Source organism: Rhizobium sp. X9 (assembly GCF_018873185.1).
In the GTDB taxonomy this organism is placed as follows: Bacteria; Pseudomonadota; Alphaproteobacteria; order Rhizobiales; family Rhizobiaceae; genus Agrobacterium; species Agrobacterium oryzihabitans.
In genome coordinates, this window is record NZ_CP071311.1 from 659784 (window position 1) to 678566 (window position 18783).

Here is an 18783-nt window from a genome sequence, read left to right on the forward strand (position 1 = left end):
GGGGATCAGGCGGCCAGAAGCCGGGCTTCCTCGCGGATGCGCTTGACCATGGAGCGCAGGCCATTTGCCCGCTGCGAGGAAAGATGCTCCACCAGCCCGATCTTGTCGAACACCTCGATGGCGTCGAGGCCTGCGATTTCGGAAGCCTTCCTGCCGGAATAGACGGCAAGAACGATGGCGACGAGGCCGCGCACGATATGCGCGTCGGAATCGCCTTCGAAGGTCATCAGAGGGTCTTCCGCGCCATCGCTATGGCTGACGAGCCAGACCTGGCTTGCGCAGCCCTGCACCTTGTTTTCGGCAGTGCGCTTGTCTTCCGGCAGATCGGGCAGCGCCTTGCCGAGTTCGATGACATAACGATAGCGATCCTCCCAGTCGTCGAGGAAGGCGAAATCGTCAAGGATCGTATCAAGAGAGGCCATTTGCGCGCCGTATCGTCCGTTATTGCATGTCTTTGCTACGATATAGGCGAAGTGCGGGCGGTTTTGAACCGTGCGGCCACGAAAAAGCCCACGGAAAACAGGTTTCCGTGGGCAAGTTTGACAGGCAGTCACGCAGACGGACATATCCGCCTGCAAAGAAGGGGCGACGCGGCGTTCAGCGGCGGCGCAAAATATCAGGGTGCGGGGCGCTTCTGCGGCAGGGGAATGATGGTGCCGGTCTTCAGCGTGTCGGCATTCCCGGGGAATTCGACGCTGATGGCGGGCACTGCGGCCAGTTTTTCGCTCTCGCTCACAAGTTCGGCTGCGGGGGCGGTCTTTTCACCGCCGGCAAGCTGTGCGTCGAGCAATTCATAAGCGACCTTGGCGCCTTCCTTTGCCCGTTCACCGAGCGCGTGGAAGGTTTCTGCGCCCTTGACGCAGACATCGGGTTTTTCGATGCAGATGGCGCTGACATAACGATAGGCCTCACCGGCTGCCGAAACGGCGCTGGGAATATCGAATGCCGAAGGTTCCTTGGCGGGATCGTTGCTGCTGCCAAAATAGGACAGCGCCACGAGAACCAGCGAAAACCAGAATGTTCCTTTGATCAGAAACCACATTGTCAGACTACCCTGCCAGATGATCTTTGTTTTGAAGCCCCGCCCGTTTTGGGTCATCGGCCTTTGTCCCGTTTTTCGGGCTTGTGCAGAAGCTACAGGTGACCGGCGAACAGCCGATTGCAAAAAGCGGCGCAATTTAATTCAAATTGTATCTATTCTCCTCGTATCGGGACTTCGGCCTGCAATTCCTTCGCATTTTAACAGTCCATGTTAAGCATAATTGCGACAGAGGCCGCCTGTTCCGGGCGAAAGCTGGGGCCCGCGTTGCCACAAAGGTTAACGCGATGGCAAAAATGAAGCGAAATCCGTCGCTTACCCGTCATTAACCATGATTGGCAAAGGCTGGATGAAATGCCCCGTAATGGGACTGCGACGCATTTCGCAGGCGTTTGGCGTCATTCTTTTTATCCATTCCTTAAGCCGCCGCCTTCTATTGTCGGAGCCGTTAGATCCGCCTATGGGATTCGGTATTGGTATTGCGTAATATGAGAGAAAAAGCGGTCGCACTGGTCGACCATGCCGCGGGCAGATGGCTTGCGCGTATGGAAGAGGACGCCGAAAGGCGCGCCGGAACCGTTGCGCGCCTGCGCCGGCTGATTGCCTTCGGTGCTGTCGGCCTTGTTGTTGTGCCCGCCCTCTTCAGCCTTGTCTTCAGCCCCGCCATTGCGCTGCCCATCGGGGCTGCGCTGGTGCTGGCGCTGTTTCTGTCCGCCGCCGCCCTGTCGATCGCCTTTTCCCGCCCCGTGCGTGGCGCGGCGTCCTTTTCCGCCCCTCTCGCTGGCGACGATCTTGTTGCGGCATCGCAAATGCCGGGCCTTGTGCTCACCATCAATGAAAACGGCCTCGTCGAACGTGTCTCCGGCCGCGACCTCGACACGTTTCCGGTCGATCTTCAGGCCTGCAAGGGCCATGTCTTTGCCGAATATGTCTATGTCTCGGACCGTCTCGAACTGATGCAGGCCTTCGATCTTCTGCGCCAGGGCGAGGACAAGGCAAGCGCGGAACTCAGGTTCGAAACCGGTGCCAAGGCGCGCCAGACACAGTTCATGCATGTGCGCATCGAAATGACGGCGATCCGCAGCGTTGCCGGCCGCCTGCGTCGCGTGGTCGCCCAGCTTTCCGATGTCACCGAGATGGAGCTTCTGCGCCGCGATGTCGCCCGCAAGGCGGCGGAGGCGGAATCGGCCAATGACGCCAAGTCGCGCTTCCTCGCCGCCGTCAGCCACGAGCTGCGCACGCCGCTCAATGCCGTCCTCGGCTTTTCCGACATTCTGGCTGGCGAATATTTCGGCAGGCTGGAAAACGACCGCCAGCGGGAATATGTGGGCTTGATCCGCCAGTCCGGCGCGCATCTCCTGTCGGTGGTCAACACCATGCTGGATATGAGCAAGCTGGAAGCCGGCCGTTACGAGCTGATGATGGAAAGCTTCCCGATTGCCGAGACCATATCGTCCTGCGAGGCCATGCTCGGCCTGCAGGCGAAGGAAAAAGGCCTGACTTTGACCAGCCGCATCCAGCGCGGCATCGGCGAAATCGCAGCCGACCAGCGCGCCATCCGCCAGGTTCTCATCAATCTGGCCGGCAACGCCATAAAATTCACCGATGCGGGTGGTGTTGTGTCGATCGACGCCGCGCGTGAAGGCAAGATGCTGAAGCTGACCGTCAGCGATACCGGCATCGGCATCGCGTCCGACAAGATTGACCTTCTGGGCCAGCCCTTCATGCAGGTTCAGAACGAATATACCCGCCGCTATGAGGGCACGGGTCTGGGACTGTCCCTGGTCAAGGGTCTGGTGGCACTGCATGGCGGCACTTTCGTCATCGCCAGCAAGCCGGGCGAGGGAACAGTCGTAACGATCATGTTGCCTGCCGACGGTTCCGGCATGGCAGGGGGCGAAAACGCTGAAACCGAAAGCATGGTGGAATTTCCGCCGCGCATCAGGCAACTCGGCGAAATGGCCGCGATTATGAAGAAGGATGGTGACGATGGCCCCGCGAAAGCGAAAATCGCCTAAGAAAACAACGGCCCAGATCGGCGCCGGGATTGTTTCCTTGGTGGTTTCGGCCATCGGGCGCGAAATCCTGCGCCATCCGAAGCTGGTCGGCGGCTCAGGCGCCTTCGCCGTCGTCTTCGGTTTTGTCGCCGCCAATGCGCTCTGGTATCAGCCGGGCGTGCATCCGTCGCCTTTCCTGCGGACGCGGGATGCGGAAAACCCGAATGGTATTGCCGGTTATCGCCCGGCAGAGCCGCTCGGCACCCACGGCAACGTCACCACCTTTCGCATAGAGCGGCCGGCTGAGACGGAAGCGACGCAGCAACCGGCCGCCGAGACTGCGGCGCTGCCGCCAGCCGAAAGCCAGAAGCCGCAGCAGATCATTGCCGATATTCAGGGCGAACTGAAAAAACGCGGACTTTACGAAGGCGACGCGGATGGTCGCATGGGGCCGAAGACCGCCGCCGCCATCATGTTTTTCGAGGAAACGCTCGGCATGGAACAGACCGGCGAGCCGACGACACGCGTGCTGGCAGCCCTCAGGATCGACGGCGCCACGGTTGCAGCGATTCCAAAGGACCGGCCGTCCGACACCAACACTGGCGGCGGAGTGGAAATCGACCCGGTCGCCGCCGCCATCCGTAAGGCGGAAAAGCCGCAGGTAAAGGCCGAACCAGCCTCCCTCAACAGCGCGGCTGCCGGCGCCAAACCCGTAAACAGCGCACTGATCGCCAAGATCCAGCAGGGCCTGATCAATATCGCCTATGCCGACGTGAAGGTGGACGGTGTGGCCGGCCAGCAGACCCGCAACGCCATTCGCGCCTTTGAAAAACACTATCGCCTACCGGAAACCGGCGAGCCGAGCGAGGCCGTGTTGAAGAAGCTGAAGTCGATCGGGGCGATTTAGAGGGTTAAGCTTCAGGAGGTTGTCCGGTTACAGCGGGCCGGAGGTGCGTGGGGCTTACCCGCCTCTGCCCTGCCGGGCATCTCCCCCTCAAGGGGGGAGATCGGCAAGGGGCGCTTTTGTCGCTTCATTCTCAAGCTTCGAGATGGGCGAGACCTTGCCGCGGATCGATCTCCCCCCTTGAGGGGGAGATGCCCGGCAGGGCAGAGGGGGGTAAGCCCCGCGCACCTTCGGCCCGCTACCAACGCAAAACCTCTGAAAATCATTGAGAGCACGTCCCACCGTTTTCATCGAAAGCACATCCATGCGCCTCAAATCCGAAATCTTCGTCTCAGCCCTCATCCGCCGGGTTTTTGCCGCCGGCGGATTTGCCGCTGTCGAAAAAAAGGGGGCGGAAGATGCGGGCGCGATCTTCATCCGCCAGCGCTTCCGTGATGGCCGTGAAAACCTCTATGGACCGGCCCCGCAAAGTTTCGCCGATGATGAGGAAATCCGCACTGAGCGCCGTTTTGAAACGCGGCTTGCAGGTGTTGAGGGGGAGGAGGCCGCCGCCCTTTTGGAGAGGGAGCGCCGGTTCGACAGCGATCTGTGGATCGTCGAAATCGAAACCGATGAGATCGGCGCTCTCCTGACGCTGGTCGATCAGGTCTAGGCGGGCTTAACCCAGCGTTCCGGTTCTTTGAGTAGCCGGTGCGCTGCGGCTCGGCCGCTCGCGGCCGTGGGTGTAGCTGTCGGCGCGCCGCCAGCTTTCCACGCGCTCTTCGCATTCCACTGTATCGAGACGGTCGAGCAGGGCTTCGGCGCGGCTCATATCGCCTTCGGCGGCGGCGAGATGCGGATAGAAGCATTGCAGGATGAAAGCGGCCTCGGAAAATTCCATGCCGAGCCCGATGAGCGTGGTGGCGAGCTGCGCGCCTGATATATCGAGCATGATGCGCTCCGACAGCCAGTAGCTGGACGACAGCGAATCCGCCAGCGCCACCGCGAACTGCCGGGCATTGCGCTCACGGGCAAACCGCACCAGCAGGGCCTCCTGCACGTTGCTCAGACGGCGCAGGCCAAGAACGTCGCTTTCCGGACGGTTGAGATGATGCGCCATCTGCTTGATCCGCTGGCGCATTTCCTCTTCGAGTGCGGATGCGGCCGCAATGCCTGCCGCTTCTTCTTCCACCTTCGGCTCTTCGGCGCTGACCACCGGCGACGGCGCGACGGCACTCGTCTCCTCGTCCGGCCGCTTCAAATCCTCGGCGTGGCGCAGACCGACAAGCGCGTCGATGACGGTGGGGGAAAGATCGTCCCGGCGCACGATGGCGCGCGCATGGGCGGCACCCTGCGTGCGGGCAATGGTGATCAGGGTTTCGTCATCGAGGCACTTCGACGAAATGAGGAAAGGGGCGGCAAGGGAAATCGGCTGGCAGGCGATGAAGAAGGCGACCGCCGACGGCACGCTCGGATGCTGGGACAGCGCTGCAATCGCCTCCCGCTTGGCTTCTTCGGTGGAGGCAATAAAAAGCGGCATGAAAAGTTCGGCGAACTGCCGAAGGTCCGTTTTTGACGGATGGGAAACATTCTCGAAATTCGTCACCGTGGCCATAAGCACCACATCTTTCTTCCTCACGGCTCTTGGCCTCTCAAGTTCTCGAAACCGGTCGGTCAACGCACTACCCAACAAACGCAAACACAATATCGCGTCAAATTAGAGCAAATGCGTTGACGTCCTGTTAACTATGGGGGGTGGCAAGAGATAATCTGCCTCTATCAACAAGGAAATTTTAAAACCTTAATGACGGAAAAAATGGCATGGAACTTTGCCGCATCGCCTTTGTTTTCAACGGATGCAGGGTTTGGGCGGATAAGTTGCCGTCTGGAGATTAAGGTTAACGGATCATTAACCTCTGTCTGTTTGTAATTTCATGGGCAGTATTAGGATTCCATGTTATTCTGAAACCTGGAATAAGAGCCTGAATGGCATCGAGATGCCTGAATGTCCGCATGGTCCTTCGTTAAGACGCTTTCGGTTTTAAGGGGCATGCGAAAACCAGTCTGTGGGCTGGATTATGCGCAATGTGATGGTGATGAAATTCCCGACGCAAGACGAGGCTTGCGCGGTTCCCATGGGCAACATTGACTCCCGAAGAGGAGACGAGCATGGCAGACATTATTCCAATCGGCGACGCACGACGAAGCCTGCGCCCGGCCGGCCTGGTCGGCAAGGTGATCGGCCCGGCAAAGGTCGTGCTGTTTACCGGCGTGCGTTATGAAAAACGCGATGCCGAGCCCTCCGACAAGGCGGCGCGCAAGCGCAAGCCCGCCCCGGAAACCGCTGCAAAGTCCTGATTACGCGTGATAAATCGGCGTTATTTCCACGGCGTCGGCTGGCATTTCGCCTCGTTCAAGAACCGTTCCGCTTCTTCCCCGAAACTTGGCTGCGGCACCATTGTCCGCAACACCACATACCCTTCCGACTGATCCGATTCCGCCAGAATGGCCTGTGAGAGCGCTGGCGGCTGCGCCTTGCGGATCGCCGCGATCTGCACCGAATCCGCCACCAGAATATCCATCACCCCGGCAGCGGAGGTGCGGTCGTTCATGCTGAAGACCTCGTTCGACGCCTTGTCGTAAACCGCGACGGACCAGAAGGGCACGGCGCCGAGTGCAGTCAGCCGGATCGGGTTTTCCTCGATGTTGAAGGTGCAGACCGCGACCCGCATGAAGGGATCGCCGCTGTCAAGCGTCTTTTTCTCCGTCGTCTCTTCGAGAAGATGAAACAGATGCGGCTTTCCTTCCGCCACCGCCCGGGTATAGGCGTCGCGATTGCTGAAATGCGGTATCGCCAGAAGAATGATGACATGCAGCACGGCGGCGGCGACAAGGCCGGTGACGATGGCGAGAAGGACCCTAAGCATTGCCACACCCCAGCTTGCGGATTTGCGGCATGGCGATGTCGATCAGGCCGGAGCTGCCGGCAACCGGCGTATCGAGCAGTGTCATCACCAGCTTGAAGGTCTGACCCTGCGGCACCGCCAGCCAGTTGTAGGTCTGGGCGTCGGGCGCAATGGTAACGTCGATGCCGCCATCGGCGCTGCGCAGAAGCGTGCGGGAATTGAGCGCGAAAGGCCGTCCCGCATCTTCCGCCAGCACATTGCCCTGCTGGTCGGCGGTATAAAGCGTCCAGAAACGCGAGGGCGGCACGGCCCCTGCCAGCCGGTAACGGCATTCGCCGGTCAGACGCTGGCCATCGCTGTCGACGGAGGCGGTAAAGGCCAGTCCTTCGGCCGTCCCATAGAGCAGCTTGCCGGCATCCGCGCGATGCGACTTGGCGTAAGGATCGGCCTCGATCGTCTGCGCTTCGGGGAAGGCGTCCCATGAGCCGATGCGGATCGAGCCGAAGCCGGATGTCGCCTCAAGTGCTGCGAGCGTCGCGGCAATACCGCCGCCAAAGGCGATCAATAGGGCGATGCCGACAAGGAATGGAACTCGAAACACGCTGTTTTCCCGTTTTTGAACAGGTCGAGGACTATCACTGATTCCCTGTTTGGAAAATGGTACGCCAAGTTTAGTCTTTGTGAAAATGCTCGGAACCGGGATTGCCGCTTTCAGGCCCCCATGACCAGCTTGAAGGCAATCGCCCACATGGTGAAGGCGATGATGCCTTCGAGGATGCGCCAGGCGGAGGGTCTTTCGAAAATCGGCCGCAGCCAGCGCGCGCCGTAACCGAGCGAAAAGAAGAATAGCAGCGAGCCGGTGGCCGCACCCGCGGCAAATGTCTTCTCAAAGCCGGGAAACTGCGTGGAGATGGTGCCGAGCAGCACGACGGTGTCGAGATAGACATGCGGGTTGAGAAAGGTCAGCGCGAGACAAATGGCAAGCGTCTGCCACAGGCTGGCCTCCTGCCTTTCCGCGACGGAAAGCGCCTCCGATGAGCGCAGCGCCGAAAGCAGGCTTTTGGCGCCATACCAGATGAGAAAGGCGGCACCCGCATAACGCATGATGGGATCGAGCGCCGGCATGACAGCGCTTATCCGCTGAAAGCCGAAGACACCGACGGTGATCAGCAGCGCATCGGAAATGGCGCAGGTGGCGCAGACGGCAAAGACATGCGAGCGCGCCAGCCCCTGCTTCAGAACAAAAGCGTTCTGCGCGCCAATGGCGACGATGAGGCTGAGACCCATCGTCAGGCCGGTGAAGAAGATTTGTATGTCCATGCTGGCTGCTGCCTTTTTGTCTCTGCCTGTGCGGATGGCCGATGCCGCCGCTTCCAGACAGAGTGCCTGGATATTTCGCTTGCGTGGTTTAATCAAATTAAACAAATTCAGTTCAAGTAAGAAAAACTAATGATCCGCCGAACTATGCAAGGAGGAGATTTTCCGCGTCATTGCCTCCCCTCCAACCTCATTCCTGTGCTTGTCACAGGAATCCAGCCAGCCCAAGTCCTTGGGCTGAAAGGGCTCTCCCGCCGCGCGAGAGCCGCGTCGACTGGATTCCTGTGACAAGCACAGGAATGAGGGAAGAGGAGAGTGCTGCTGCCCGGATGCTTTGCTGCACCCACCACACCCGTATCAACCCCTACAGGGACGCCTCTGATGCTCGACTATCCCTCCATGCGGGCCGTGGCGCTCGTCGCGCAGACCGGCAGTTTCGAAAAGGCGGCGCAGGTGCTGTGCGTTACGCCGTCGGCCGTCTCCCAGCGCATCAAACAGCTGGAGGAGCGGTTGGGCGTCGTGCTGATCGTGCGCGGCAACCCTTGTGTGGCGACTGAAAAGGGTGAGTGGCTCTGCCGGCACATGGACCATGTCGGCATGCTGGAAAGCGAATTGTTCCGGCAGCTTCCGGCGCTCGCGGAAGCGGGGGAGGTGCCGGAGCGCGTCACGCTCAACATCGCCACCAATGCCGACAGCCTCGGCACATGGTTTCTGGACGCCGTTTCGAAATTCACCGGTCATTCCGATTACCTCGTCAACATCGCGGTGGACGATCAGGACCATACGGTGGAATGGCTGCGCGGGGGCAGGGTGCTTGCCGCCGTCACCGCCCATGACAAGCCCGTACAGGGTTGCCGCGTGACGCCGCTTGGTGTGCTCAGATATCACGCCACCGCCAGCCCGGACTTCATGGCGCGCCATTTTGCCGATGGCGTCTCGCCCGCCACACTTTCGCACGCCCCGGGGCTGACCTTCAACCAGAAGGACAGGCTGCAGGCCAGCTGGATCAAAAAGGCGCTGGGCGAGGATGTCTCCTATCCCACCCACTGGCTGCCCTCGACCGATGGTTTCGTGAAAGCAAGCCTTGCCGGCATGGGCTGGGGCCTCAACCCGGTGCAGCTGGTGGGGGAACACCTTACGGCTGGCCGGCTTGTGGAACTCATGCCCGGCACGCCGCTCGATATCCCGCTCTACTGGCAGGTCAACCGGCTTGCCGCCGATCGTCTCGGCGCGCTGACCTCGCATGTGGTGGAAACGGCGAGGGCGGCGCTCCTTTCTTGAGGCGCATCAAATAGTCTGCCATTCACTCCAACTTAACACGCGCGGAATCTGCGGTTTTGCTTCGCCGCCAAGAAACGCGATATATTCCAGCGAGTGGCCATCGGGATCCCTGAAATAGACGCTGGCTGCCGGCATCCATGGAAAGACGACGGGCTCGTCTATCTCCTTTTCACCGTCAAAGCCGAGAGGTACTACGCCGTTTCGGCGTAGATAGTCCGGTGCGGCGAGAAGCTGATCAAACTCGACGCTGAAGGCGATGTGGAGTTTCATGTTAATGGGTGCGGAATGGATGGACCACAGGCCGAGCATCGAATGCCCACGTTCGCCGGTCCAGAAGAACGCTACATTCCTTTCCGGGAACCTTTGCGCCAACTCCAGGCCGACGACATTGCGATAAAAATCAACCGATCGTTCCAGATTCGAAACGGTCAAATGCGTCTCGAACAATGCTTTTACTTTCACCATTTCCTGTCCTCAATTGCCTGGCGCCTGCCCCTTCCGGGCATTCGCTCTCTTGCAACAGGACTGTGCAACCTCAACCATAATTGAGGTCAAGCACCGAATGCTGATTTTTCAAATCAGCGTGCAGTCTGCGGTCGTGAGGGAGGAACGCCTTTAGCGCGGATGAGCCGAGGCGGCCACGCCCTCAGCGCCTTTCCGCCTCATCCCTGCCGTCGCGAATGGCGGCTTCGGCTACTTTCTGCGTCGTCACGGTCAAGGGTGATGCTTCTTTCATCTTCTTGGCGATGGAGCGGATGACGCGGGTGGCTTCGGCCGAGAGCGAGCGCGGGCGGGTGAGCGCCGGCATGGTGGGCGTGTTGGCGGATGCGCCGGCGACCTGTGCCGAAGGCTGCGGACGGGCGCCCGTCGGCAGCGGGTTCTGGATGCCGGGAATGGGGCGCAGCTCCATGCCCTGATGGGCATAATCCATCAGCCGCTTGTAGGTCATCGCCGGCAACGCGCCGCCGGTCATGTTGTTCATCGGCGTGAAATCGTCGTTCCCGAACCAGACCGCAGTCGTGTAATTACCGGTGAAACCAATGTACCAGGCATCGCGGTAAGCCTGAGAGGTGCCGGTCTTGCCGCCGGAAACGATGCCGTTTTCCAGTGCGCCGCGCCGGGCCGTGCCCATGACGGGAATGGTCACCAGCATCTGGTTCATCTTCGCATTGGCGTCTTCGGAAAGCACCCGTTTGGCGGGCGGCTCGTTATGGCTGAAGTCGTAGAGAACGTTACCCTCGTAATCCAGCACCTGCTCGATGCCGTGGCGGCGCGACTGCATGCCATCGGCCGGGAACACGGCATAGGCAGTCGCCTGATCGAGCACCGTCACTTCCGATGTGCCGAGCGGGATGGTCTTGTCGCTGCGCAGCGGCGTGGTGACCCCCATCGCCTTTGCCGTGTCGACGATCACCTGCGTGCCGAGCACATCCTTGGCCAGCCGCACCGGCACCGTATTGTAGGATTTGGCAAGCGCCACCTGCAGCGTCACCCTGCCGGCATAGGAACGGCCGTAATTCTGTGGCGACCAGCCGCGCCAGGTCACCGGCGCATCGGAAATCACGGTATCGGGTTTCATGCCCTTTTCCATGGCGGCCGAGTAGGTATAGACCTTGAACGAGGAGCCCGGCTGGCGAAGTGCTGCGGTTGCGCGGTTGAACTGGCTTTCGCCGTAATCGCGCCCGCCGACCATGGCGCGCACGCCGCCGCCATTTTCGATCATCACCATCGCGCCCTGCTTGACGCGGTAGCCCTCGCCATACTCACGCAGCTCCATTTCCATCGCCTGCTCGGCGGCCTGTTGCAGGCCGGTGTCGATGGTGGTGCGCACGACCACGGTGTGGTCCTTGAACTTGCCTTCGGCGGCCAGCCGCTGCACCTCGTCGAAAGCCCAGTCGAGGAAATAATCCGGCGCTTTCACGTCGGCGCGGTCGATGACGGTGGCCGGGTTGCGCCTTGCGCCGATCACCTGGCCCTCGGTCATCAGTCCGCTCTGCACCAGATTTGACAGGACGGTGTTGGCGCGCGCACGCGCGGCGGGCAGGTTGACGTGTGGCGCATATTTGGCTGGCGCCTTGAACAGGCCGGCCAGAATGGCGGATTCGGCAAGCGTCACATCGGTCAGGTTCTTGCCGAAATAAAACTGCGCCGCCGCCGCCGCCCCGAAGGTGCCGCCGCCCATATAGGCGCGGTCGAGATAAAGGCTGAGGATTTCCTTCTTCGACATGTTGCTCTCAAGCCAGAGCGCGAGGAAGGCTTCCTTGATCTTGCGCTCCAGCGAGCGCTCATTGGTGAGGAACAGGTTCTTGGCAAGCTGCTGCGTCAGCGTCGAACCACCCTGCACGACGCCGCCGGCGCGGGCGTTCTCGCTCATGGCGCGGGCAAGGCCGATGAAATCAATGCCGAAATGGTCGAAGAAACGCCGGTCTTCGGTCGCCAGAACCGCCTTGATGAAATGGTCAGGCATCTGGTCGATCGGCACGGAATCCTCATGGATGATGCCGCGATGACCGATGGTGTTGCCGTAGCGATCCAGGAAGGTGACGGCGAAATCGCCGCGATAACGCCAGTCCTTCTTGGTTTCCTCGAAGGCGGGCATGGCCAGCGCCAGAACCACGACGGAGCCCGCCGTTCCGAAGGTCAGCGCGTCACCCGTCAGGTTGACGAGAAGTTTCTTCCAGCCGCGCACATGCAATTTGCGTGAGGCTATGGTAACGTCTTCCCAGAAATCGACCAGCCTTGCCGCAGCCGTCCACAGGCCGGAGTCGATGAAGCTATCGATCCTCAGCAGGATATGCCGTTTTTTACGGCCTTTTTTATCGTCTTTTTCTTCCTGCACCTGGCGATATTTTCCTGTTCAGCGCAACGCGGCCCATCGATATGTCTGCTCCAACCCATTCCCGACGCAAAACCGTGGCATGGTTGTGTCGGAATTGCTTGACGCGGTGGCCTCTTGCGGGCCAATGACCCTCAGCCGCCTGCCAATATGCTAAAATATCGTACAAACCAGCCCTTGGCGATACGATATAAAGGATTAGGGACCGGTTAAACACTCCCGTCCAAGTGATCAAAATGAAACGGAAATGTTAACGATGAATGACGCGCCGTTCTGGAAAACCAAATCGCTCACCGAGATGACGGGTGAGGAATGGGAAAGCCTGTGCGACGGCTGCGGCCTGTGCTGTCTGAACAAGCTGGAGGACTGGGACACCGGCGAAGTGGTGTTCACCTCGGTCCGCTGCGTGCTTCTCGACGGCGAAAGCTGTCGGTGCTCCGACTACGAAAACCGCCGCGCCACGGTGCCGGATTGCATCCAGCTCGATCTGAAGAAGGTGTATGAGATTGGCTGGCTGCCGCCCACCTGCGCCTATGCGCTGGTGCGCGACGGCAAGGATCTGTACTGGTGGCACTATCTCGTCTCAGGCGACACCGAGACGGTGCATCAGGCCGGCATTTCCGCGCGCGGCCGCACGGTGAGCGAGGCGGATGTGGATGTTGACGACTTCGAGGATTATGTGGTCGACTGGCCGCTGACAGTGGGTGAGAGGGCAGGCGAAAAGGAGCGGACTTGACGGAAAGCGCCAATTCTCGTTTTGGTCCTATTCCTGCCCCATCAGTCACCTAAACCGCTCTTACCATTCAGGCAAATGATCCGCAAAATGTGGACGAGGGACATCAAAACGCATGCGCTACCGGCTGCCCGCCATCGTTCTTTCGTGCCTTGCCCTTCCGGGCCTCCTGCCGCTTTCCGCTTTCGCCCAGCAACAACCGCAGGCATTCGAGTGCACGCTCGTCACCTCCATCGAAACCGGCGCGGTCATCAATCAGCAGGGCGCCTGCGACCAGCGCGTGGCGCCGGCCTCCACCTTTAAAGTGCCGCTCGCGCTGATCGGTTATGATGCCGGTATTCTTCAGGATGAGAAAAGCCCCGCCTGGGACTGGAAACCCGGCACGGAAGCCCGCGCTTCGGACCGTAAAACGGTCGATCCCACCATATGGGAGCAGGATTCGGTGCTGTGGTATTCCCGGGAAATCACCCGCCGCCTCGGTCCGGAAAAATTCGCCGCCTATGTGAAGCGTCTCGGTTACGGCAATACCGATGTTTCCGGCGAGCCGGGCAAGAATAACGGGCTGACCCATTCCTGGCTCGGATCGTCGCTGACGATCTCGCCGGTTGAACAGGTGGGCTTCATCCGCCGTCTGCTGGCCGGCAATCTGCCTTTCTCCCGTGACGCGCAGGCGAAGACAAGGGCGATCGTACCGGTTTTCGACGCGCCGGAAAGCTGGGCGGTGCACGGCAAGACCGGCACCGGCTATATGCGCGACGAAAAAGGCAACCCCGATCGCAATCGCCCCTTCGGCTGGTTTGTCGGCTGGGCGGAACGCGAAGGCCAGCACATCGTCTTCGCCAGGTTGCGCGTTTCCGACAAACCGTCGAACGAGCCGCTAGGCCCCGCCGTGCGCGACGCCTTCCTGCGCGATATTCCGCGGCTGGCGGTGCACAGGTGATTGCGCTGTCGGGTTGACCCCGGCTTGACCTTTGTCCGAAAAGGATACGCGCATGTCGGATCTCTCCAATGATGTCATCAGGCTCTATAATGACCACGGCGCCGATTTCGACAGTCTGCGCGGTTGTTCGCTTGCCGAGAAACCATGGCTGGACAGGTTCGCGTCGCTCTTGCCGCAGGGCGCTTCCATTCTCGATATTGGTTGCGGTTCCGGCGAGCCGATTGCCGGCTATTTCATCGGCAACGGTTATGACGTGACGGGCATCGATGCGTCATTGCCGCTGATCGAACTTTGTCGCGCCAGATTTCCGGAAAAGCTCTGGGTGGTTGCCGATATGCGAAAACTCGCGCTTGGCCGCCGCTTTGACGGTTTGATTGCCTGGCACAGTTTTTTCCATCTGAACGCGGAGGATCAGCGCCGCATGTTCGCAATTTTCCGGCAGCACGCCAATGACGGTGCGGCTTTGATGTTCACGGCCGGACCGGGGCAGGGCGAAGCGATCGGGACCTTTCAGGGAAAGCCGCTTTATCACGCAAGCCTTTCCCGGGAAGAATATGAAAGCCTGCTTGCAGCGCACGGGTTCCGGCTTCTCGATCATATCGTCGAGGATCCGGATTGCGGCGGAGCGACGGTTTACCTCGCCAGACGCGCCGTGGCCTGACCGTCGGTTTCGCAGCCCGCCCATCTCAGCCCGCAAGCCGCGTGACCCCCTTGATATTACTGGTTTTATGGTCTGCGGCTGTGCTCACGATTGTGTGTTCAACAAAAAGCTTGCTCATACCTTGACCTTCCCATCATGGGAATCTCTACATAAGGTCTCGAAAGGGGATTTCCCATGAACGAGACAGTCAGACAAGCCCATTCACAAGACCCGGTTTCCATTCCAGTGGAAGGCATGACATGCGCCTCCTGCGTTCGCCGCGTAGAAACGGCAGCTGCCAAGGTGCCCGGTGTCCTATCCAGTTCCGTCAACTTCGCCACGAAGAAACTCACCATCGAACCTGCGGACGGATTTTCGGCCAGGGTGCTTGGCGCCGCCATCAAGAAGGTCGGTTACGACATCGCCCCGGAACGGCAGGAATTTCTGGTGGAAGGTTTGCACGGCGAGGCGAATGCGGAACGGCTCAACGCCGTTCTGGACGCGGTCGCCACCATCGTTGCCGTCAAGGTCGATGTTGCCTCGGCCAAAGTTGCCGTGGACATGATCGGCGGCCGGCGCGAACGCGATTCGCTTGTTGAAACGGCAAGGCTTGCCGGTTTTACGCTGAAAACGCCGAGGGCGCACGATCATTCGGCCCATCACGGGCACCATGGACATCATCAGGGTCAGGCTCATGAGGCAGCCGGCGCAACCGGTGGCCACGACCATATGCAGCATGCGGGCGAAGAGGGGGCGCTGAAGCGCGACCTGACGATTGCCGCAATCCTGACCGCGCCGCTTTTCGTGCTGGAAATGGGCGGCCATCTCTATGAGCCGATGCATCACTGGCTGATGAGCATCGTCGAGACGCAGAACCTCTATTATGTGTACTTCGTGCTGGCGACGGCAGTGATCTTCGGACCGGGCCTGCGCTTCCTCAAGACCGGTTTTCCCGCTTTGCTGCGCGGCGCACCGGAAATGAATTCGCTGGTGGCGCTGGGCGTCACGGCGGCCTACCTCTATTCGGTGGTGGTGACCTTCGCGCCGGATCTGCTGCCGGAAGAGGCCCGGTTCGTCTATTATGAAGCGGCCACCGTCATCGTGACGCTGATCCTGACCGGGCGTCTTCTCGAAGCCCGCGCCAGCGGCCGCACCGGGGACGCCATCCGTAAACTGATGAGCCTGCAGGCAAAGACCGCCCGGGTGGAGCGCGACGGCGCTACCATCGATATTTCCCCTGAGGACCTGATGGCCGGCGATATTGTCGTCATCCGTCCCGGCGAAAGGCTGGCGGTGGATGGCGAGGTTGTCGAAGGCTCCTCCTATGTCGATGAATCGATGATTTCAGGCGAGCCGGTGCCGGTGGAAAAGACCATTGGCGCAACGGTTGTCGGTGGCACCATCAACAAGACAGGCGCCTTCAAGTTCAGGGCAACCAAGGTGGGTGCCGACACCATGCTGTCGCAGATCATCCGCATGGTGGAGGAGGCGCAAGGGTCCAAGCTGCCGATCCAGCTGCTGGTGGACCGCGTCACCGCGCTGTTCGTGCCTGTCGTCATCGCCATTGCGGTTCTGACCTTCATCGTCTGGGCGATTTTCGGCCCCGAGCCTGCCTATACTTTTGCGCTGGTCAATGCCGTGGCGGTGCTCATCATTGCGTGCCCCTGCGCCATGGGTCTCGCCACGCCGACATCCATCATGGTCGGCACCGGCCGGGCGGCGGAACTTGGCGTGCTGTTCCGCAAGGGACAGGCGCTGCAGGAATTGCGTTCGGCGCAGATCGTCGTGGTCGACAAGACCGGCACTGTCACCAAGGGTCGCCCGGAACTGACCGATCTGGTGGTTGCGGAAGGCTTCGCCGATAACGAGGTGCTGACGCTGGTCGCCGCCGTCGAGGGCCGCTCGGAACATCCGATTGCCGAAGCCATCGTCCGGGCTGCGGAAGAAAAGAAGGTTGCGACCCCTGCAGGACTCGAACCTGCGACCGTCGAAAACTTCGAAAGCGTGACGGGTTATGGCATCGCCGCCACCGTCAATGGCCGCAGGGTCGAAGTCGGCGCGGATCGCTACATGGCGAAACTCGGCCATTCCGTGGATATCTTTGCCGAAGCCGCCGCAAGGCTGGGTGACGAGGGCAAGACGCCGCTTTATGCCGCCATCGACGGCAGGCTGGCCGCCGCGATTGCCGTCGCCGATCCGCTGAAACCCTTGAGTGTGACTGCCATCAGGGCCTTGCAGGCCATGGGTATCGAAGTGGCGATGGTGACGGGCGACAATGAACGCACGGCGAATGCAATCGCCCGGCAGGTCGGCATTTCCCGCGTTGTGGCCGAAGTGTTGCCCGAGGGCAAGGTGAAGGCCATCCACGAGATGCGCGCAGGCGGCAAGGTGCTGGCCTTCGTGGGTGACGGCATCAATGACGCGCCGGCGCTGGCCGAGGCGGATATCGGCATCGCCGTCGGCACCGGCACGGATGTCGCCATCGAAAGCGCCGATGTGGTGCTGGTCGGCGGCGATCTTCTGGGCGCAGTCAACGCCATCGAGATGAGCCGGGCGACCATTCGCAACATCAAGGAAAACCTGTTCTGGGCCTTTGGTTATAATGCGGCGCTGATACCGGTCGCGGCGGGTGTGCTTTATCCCGCCTTCGGCATCACGCTGTCGCCGATGATCGGCGCGGGCGCCATGGCGCTGTCCAGCGTCTTCGTTCTTGCCAATGCGCTGCGGTTGAAACGGGCGAAGGTCGCCCATCGGGAGGTGACGTTATGAATATCGGCCAGGCATCGGAAGCATCGGGCGTTTCCGCCAAGATGATCCGTTATTACGAGCAGATCGGCCTCATCACCCCCGCCGCCCGCACCGGCAATAATTACCGGGTCTATGGTGAGCAGGACGTGCACAATCTGCGCTTCATCAAGCGGGCGCGCACGCTCGGTTTCTCGCTCGAAGAAACCGAGACGCTGCTGAAACTCTGGCAGGACAAGACCCGCGAGAGTTCGGCGGTCAAGGAAATCGCGCTCGTCCACATCGCCGATCTCGAGCAGAAGATCGCCGAGATGAAGGGCATGGTGAAGACGCTGTCCCACCTTGCCCATTGCTGCGGCGGCGACCACCGGCCCGATTGCCCCATCCTTGACGATCTCGCGGGCGCTGAAAAGAGCGCCGGCAAGGCCGCCAGAACCCACTGAGCTGCAATGCGGCTGGAACGAAGATGGAAGATGTGCTACTGAGTAGCACCATCTTCCACGATAAAGGGAGCGCCGCAATGTCGGTCAAGGCATCCGTATCCATTTCCGATCAGCAGGATATCTTTGCCCGCAGGCTGGTTGAGGAGGGGCGTTACGCGAGCCTCAGCGCCGTGGTGCAGCGCGGACTGGAGCTGCTCCGACAGGAAACGGAACTGAAGGAGGCCGAACTCGCCGCGCTTCGAGTTTTACTGGTTGAGCGCGGGAAGGGAGACTTCGTCTCTGTCGAAGACGGCAAGGACAGGACGACGGCCATGATCGCAGCCAAAAAGGCCGGTTATGGCCTTTAAGGTCCTGCGTTCGACGCAAACGGATCAGGACCTTGGTCTCATTCTGGACCATCTCGTCCAGTCCTATCTGGACCTTGGCGATGCTCTGCCTGCGGCTTTCGCACGGGCTGCGAGGCGTATTGCGTCTATTGAGGTGGATATGGAGGCTCTGCACAAGGCGCCTTTTCAGGGGACGTTGTCATCCGAAATATTGCCGGGCCTGCGCCGGGTCACAAAAAATCAGGCGGTATTTTATTTCGATGTTGATGAGGGCGAAAAGACCGTGCGTATTCTCGCGGTGTTTTTTGGCGGGCAGGACAATCTGCGCCACATGTTGAAGCGCCTTGCGCCCCGCCCATAGTCGTTTTCAGACCTCGTCGAACGCCCCGCCTTCCCGTGAGGGATTGCGGTTGATCACCCGTTCTTCCGCGTCGTCGGGAAGGGCCTCGTCGCTTTCCTGATAGGGGTCATCCTCGCTCTCGGCTTCTTCTTCCTCGATTTCCTGTTCGATGGATTGTGGAATTTCTCCCTTTGCCGGAAGGGTGTCGATGTCGAGATCGAGCAGGTCCTCATTCATGGCGTCTTCTTTGAGGGGTACAGCTTTCTTGCGGTCCATGACGATATCCTTTCTATCGGGTCATTGCGCAAACGGCCGGGGGCGCAGAGGGTTCCTGAGACCGGTCGATTCGCTCAAACG

Annotated in this window: 21 protein-coding genes; 12 read left to right on the forward strand and 9 right to left on the reverse strand. The window is 60.4% G+C overall.

All coding sequences use genetic code 11. The features are described 5' to 3' along the window. Window positions 1-5: 5 nt before the first annotated feature. Window positions 6-422 carry a SufE family protein gene (locus tag JZY08_RS03205; RefSeq protein WP_216330982.1) on the reverse strand — a complete coding sequence of 139 codons (417 nt, stop codon included), beginning with the start codon at window positions 420-422 and terminating at the stop codon, window positions 6-8. 194 nt (window positions 423-616) lie between these two features. Next, on the reverse strand, window positions 617-1042 hold the full coding sequence (locus tag JZY08_RS03210) for a DUF5330 domain-containing protein (protein WP_003497166.1): 426 nt from the start codon (window positions 1040-1042) through the stop codon (window positions 617-619). Window positions 1043-1527: 485 nt separating this feature from the next. On the opposite strand from JZY08_RS03210, the gene JZY08_RS03215 reads away from it, so the two are divergent. From JZY08_RS03215 to JZY08_RS03225, 3 genes are all read left to right on the forward strand, one after another. After that, window positions 1528-3057 carry a HAMP domain-containing sensor histidine kinase gene (locus JZY08_RS03215; RefSeq protein ID WP_216330983.1) on the forward strand — a complete coding sequence of 510 codons (1530 nt, stop codon included), beginning with the start codon at window positions 1528-1530 and terminating at the stop codon, window positions 3055-3057. Continuing rightward, a complete protein-coding gene (locus JZY08_RS03220; RefSeq protein ID WP_164056214.1) occupies window positions 3029-3943 on the forward strand; it encodes a peptidoglycan-binding protein in 915 nt (304 codons plus the stop codon). Before JZY08_RS03215 ends, JZY08_RS03220 begins: the two co-directional genes overlap by 29 nt. A 301-nt stretch (window positions 3944-4244) precedes the next feature. Further along, window positions 4245-4592, forward strand: coding sequence for a DUF1491 family protein (locus tag JZY08_RS03225; RefSeq protein ID WP_216330984.1), 348 nt, complete (start codon window positions 4245-4247; stop codon window positions 4590-4592). Between the two features lie 6 nt (window positions 4593-4598). Here the strand turns inward: JZY08_RS03225 and JZY08_RS03230 are convergent, their stop codons facing one another. Then, window positions 4599-5534, reverse strand: coding sequence for a DUF2336 domain-containing protein (locus JZY08_RS03230; RefSeq protein ID WP_253204064.1), 936 nt, complete (start codon window positions 5532-5534; stop codon window positions 4599-4601). A 554-nt stretch (window positions 5535-6088) separates the two neighbouring features. On the opposite strand from JZY08_RS03230, the gene JZY08_RS03235 reads away from it, so the two are divergent. Beyond that, a complete protein-coding gene (locus tag JZY08_RS03235) occupies window positions 6089-6277 on the forward strand; it encodes a hypothetical protein (protein WP_216330985.1) in 189 nt (62 codons plus the stop codon). 20 nt (window positions 6278-6297) lie between these two features. On the opposite strand, the gene JZY08_RS03240 is transcribed toward JZY08_RS03235, so the two are convergent. The 3 genes from JZY08_RS03240 to JZY08_RS03250 form a co-directional block, all read right to left on the reverse strand. After that, window positions 6298-6846: a DUF1254 domain-containing protein gene (locus JZY08_RS03240; protein WP_216330986.1), complete on the reverse strand. Its 549-nt coding sequence runs from the start codon at window positions 6844-6846 to the stop codon at window positions 6298-6300. Continuing rightward, window positions 6839-7426 carry a DUF1214 domain-containing protein gene (locus JZY08_RS03245; protein WP_082183952.1) on the reverse strand — a complete coding sequence of 196 codons (588 nt, stop codon included), beginning with the start codon at window positions 7424-7426 and terminating at the stop codon, window positions 6839-6841. Before JZY08_RS03245 ends, JZY08_RS03240 begins: the two co-directional genes overlap by 8 nt. A gap of 110 nt (window positions 7427-7536) precedes the next feature. Further along, on the reverse strand, window positions 7537-8145 hold the full coding sequence (locus JZY08_RS03250) for a LysE/ArgO family amino acid transporter (RefSeq protein WP_216330987.1): 609 nt from the start codon (window positions 8143-8145) through the stop codon (window positions 7537-7539). A 378-nt stretch (window positions 8146-8523) separates the two neighbouring features. Between JZY08_RS03250 and JZY08_RS03255 the strand changes: the two genes are divergently transcribed. Next, window positions 8524-9423 carry a LysR family transcriptional regulator ArgP gene (locus JZY08_RS03255; protein ID WP_216330988.1) on the forward strand — a complete coding sequence of 300 codons (900 nt, stop codon included), beginning with the start codon at window positions 8524-8526 and terminating at the stop codon, window positions 9421-9423. 6 nt (window positions 9424-9429) lie between these two features. On the opposite strand, the gene JZY08_RS03260 is transcribed toward JZY08_RS03255, so the two are convergent. Continuing rightward, complete coding sequence (locus JZY08_RS03260; RefSeq protein WP_082183955.1) at window positions 9430-9888, reverse strand: VOC family protein; 459 nt, start codon at window positions 9886-9888, stop codon at window positions 9430-9432. 181 nt (window positions 9889-10069) lie between these two features. Further along, window positions 10070-12262 carry a transglycosylase domain-containing protein gene (locus JZY08_RS03265; protein WP_216330989.1) on the reverse strand — a complete coding sequence of 731 codons (2193 nt, stop codon included), beginning with the start codon at window positions 12260-12262 and terminating at the stop codon, window positions 10070-10072. A 253-nt stretch (window positions 12263-12515) separates the two neighbouring features. Here JZY08_RS03265 and JZY08_RS03270 point away from each other — a divergent pair, with 253 nt between their 5' ends. The 7 genes from JZY08_RS03270 to JZY08_RS03300 all read left to right on the forward strand — a co-directional run bounded on the left by JZY08_RS03270 (window position 12516) and on the right by JZY08_RS03300 (window position 18447). Then, entirely contained in the window at window positions 12516-12995 is a 480-nt protein-coding gene (locus JZY08_RS03270) for a YcgN family cysteine cluster protein (RefSeq protein WP_216331497.1), read from the forward strand. 112 nt (window positions 12996-13107) lie between these two features. Further along, window positions 13108-13932, forward strand: coding sequence for a class D beta-lactamase (blaOXA, locus tag JZY08_RS03275; RefSeq protein WP_003497141.1), 825 nt, complete (start codon window positions 13108-13110; stop codon window positions 13930-13932). Window positions 13933-13984: 52 nt separating this feature from the next. Further along, window positions 13985-14593: a class I SAM-dependent methyltransferase gene (locus JZY08_RS03280; protein WP_216330990.1), complete on the forward strand. Its 609-nt coding sequence runs from the start codon at window positions 13985-13987 to the stop codon at window positions 14591-14593. A 174-nt stretch (window positions 14594-14767) separates the two neighbouring features. After that, window positions 14768-17341 (forward strand): heavy metal translocating P-type ATPase, encoded by a 2574-nt coding sequence (locus tag JZY08_RS03285; protein ID WP_216330991.1) that lies wholly within the window; start codon window positions 14768-14770, stop codon window positions 17339-17341. Continuing rightward, window positions 17338-17760 carry a Cu(I)-responsive transcriptional regulator gene (gene cueR, locus JZY08_RS03290; RefSeq protein WP_082183959.1) on the forward strand — a complete coding sequence of 141 codons (423 nt, stop codon included), beginning with the start codon at window positions 17338-17340 and terminating at the stop codon, window positions 17758-17760. The genes JZY08_RS03285 and cueR overlap by 4 nt, the downstream gene beginning before the upstream one ends. A gap of 77 nt (window positions 17761-17837) precedes the next feature. Continuing rightward, complete coding sequence (locus tag JZY08_RS03295; RefSeq protein WP_082183960.1) at window positions 17838-18107, forward strand: type II toxin-antitoxin system ParD family antitoxin; 270 nt, start codon at window positions 17838-17840, stop codon at window positions 18105-18107. Beyond that, window positions 18097-18447, forward strand: a complete 351-nt coding sequence (locus JZY08_RS03300; RefSeq protein WP_082183961.1) for a KluB — start codon at window positions 18097-18099, stop codon at window positions 18445-18447. The genes JZY08_RS03295 and JZY08_RS03300 overlap by 11 nt, the downstream gene beginning before the upstream one ends. Before the next feature lie 6 nt (window positions 18448-18453). On the opposite strand, the gene JZY08_RS03305 is transcribed toward JZY08_RS03300, so the two are convergent. Continuing rightward, window positions 18454-18702, reverse strand: a complete 249-nt coding sequence (locus tag JZY08_RS03305) for a hypothetical protein (RefSeq protein WP_216330992.1) — start codon at window positions 18700-18702, stop codon at window positions 18454-18456. Window positions 18703-18783 lie beyond the last annotated feature (81 nt).

Coding starts and splice junctions, on each gene's coding strand:
- JZY08_RS03225 (WP_216330984.1), top strand. CDS start 4,245: ATGCGCCTCAAATCCGAAATCTTCGTCTCAGCCCTCATCCGCCGGGTT.
- cueR (WP_082183959.1), top strand. CDS start 17,338: ATGAATATCGGCCAGGCATCGGAAGCATCGGGCGTTTCCGCCAAGATG.
- JZY08_RS03255 (WP_216330988.1), top strand. CDS start 8,524: ATGCTCGACTATCCCTCCATGCGGGCCGTGGCGCTCGTCGCGCAGACC.
- JZY08_RS03230 (WP_253204064.1), bottom strand. CDS start 5,534: ATGGCCACGGTGACGAATTTCGAGAATGTTTCCCATCCGTCAAAAACG.
- JZY08_RS03240 (WP_216330986.1), bottom strand. CDS start 6,846: ATGCTTAGGGTCCTTCTCGCCATCGTCACCGGCCTTGTCGCCGCCGCC.
- JZY08_RS03250 (WP_216330987.1), bottom strand. CDS start 8,145: ATGGACATACAAATCTTCTTCACCGGCCTGACGATGGGTCTCAGCCTC.
- JZY08_RS03300 (WP_082183961.1), top strand. CDS start 18,097: ATGGCCTTTAAGGTCCTGCGTTCGACGCAAACGGATCAGGACCTTGGT.
- JZY08_RS03295 (WP_082183960.1), top strand. CDS start 17,838: ATGTCGGTCAAGGCATCCGTATCCATTTCCGATCAGCAGGATATCTTT.
- JZY08_RS03260 (WP_082183955.1), bottom strand. CDS start 9,888: ATGGTGAAAGTAAAAGCATTGTTCGAGACGCATTTGACCGTTTCGAAT.
- JZY08_RS03215 (WP_216330983.1), top strand. CDS start 1,528: ATGAGAGAAAAAGCGGTCGCACTGGTCGACCATGCCGCGGGCAGATGG.
- JZY08_RS03285 (WP_216330991.1), top strand. CDS start 14,768: ATGAACGAGACAGTCAGACAAGCCCATTCACAAGACCCGGTTTCCATT.
- JZY08_RS03270 (WP_216331497.1), top strand. CDS start 12,516: ATGAATGACGCGCCGTTCTGGAAAACCAAATCGCTCACCGAGATGACG.
- JZY08_RS03220 (WP_164056214.1), top strand. CDS start 3,029: ATGGCCCCGCGAAAGCGAAAATCGCCTAAGAAAACAACGGCCCAGATC.
- JZY08_RS03305 (WP_216330992.1), bottom strand. CDS start 18,702: ATGGACCGCAAGAAAGCTGTACCCCTCAAAGAAGACGCCATGAATGAG.
- JZY08_RS03205 (WP_216330982.1), bottom strand. CDS start 422: ATGGCCTCTCTTGATACGATCCTTGACGATTTCGCCTTCCTCGACGAC.
- JZY08_RS03235 (WP_216330985.1), top strand. CDS start 6,089: ATGGCAGACATTATTCCAATCGGCGACGCACGACGAAGCCTGCGCCCG.
- blaOXA (WP_003497141.1), top strand. CDS start 13,108: ATGCGCTACCGGCTGCCCGCCATCGTTCTTTCGTGCCTTGCCCTTCCG.
- JZY08_RS03210 (WP_003497166.1), bottom strand. CDS start 1,042: ATGTGGTTTCTGATCAAAGGAACATTCTGGTTTTCGCTGGTTCTCGTG.
- JZY08_RS03280 (WP_216330990.1), top strand. CDS start 13,985: ATGTCGGATCTCTCCAATGATGTCATCAGGCTCTATAATGACCACGGC.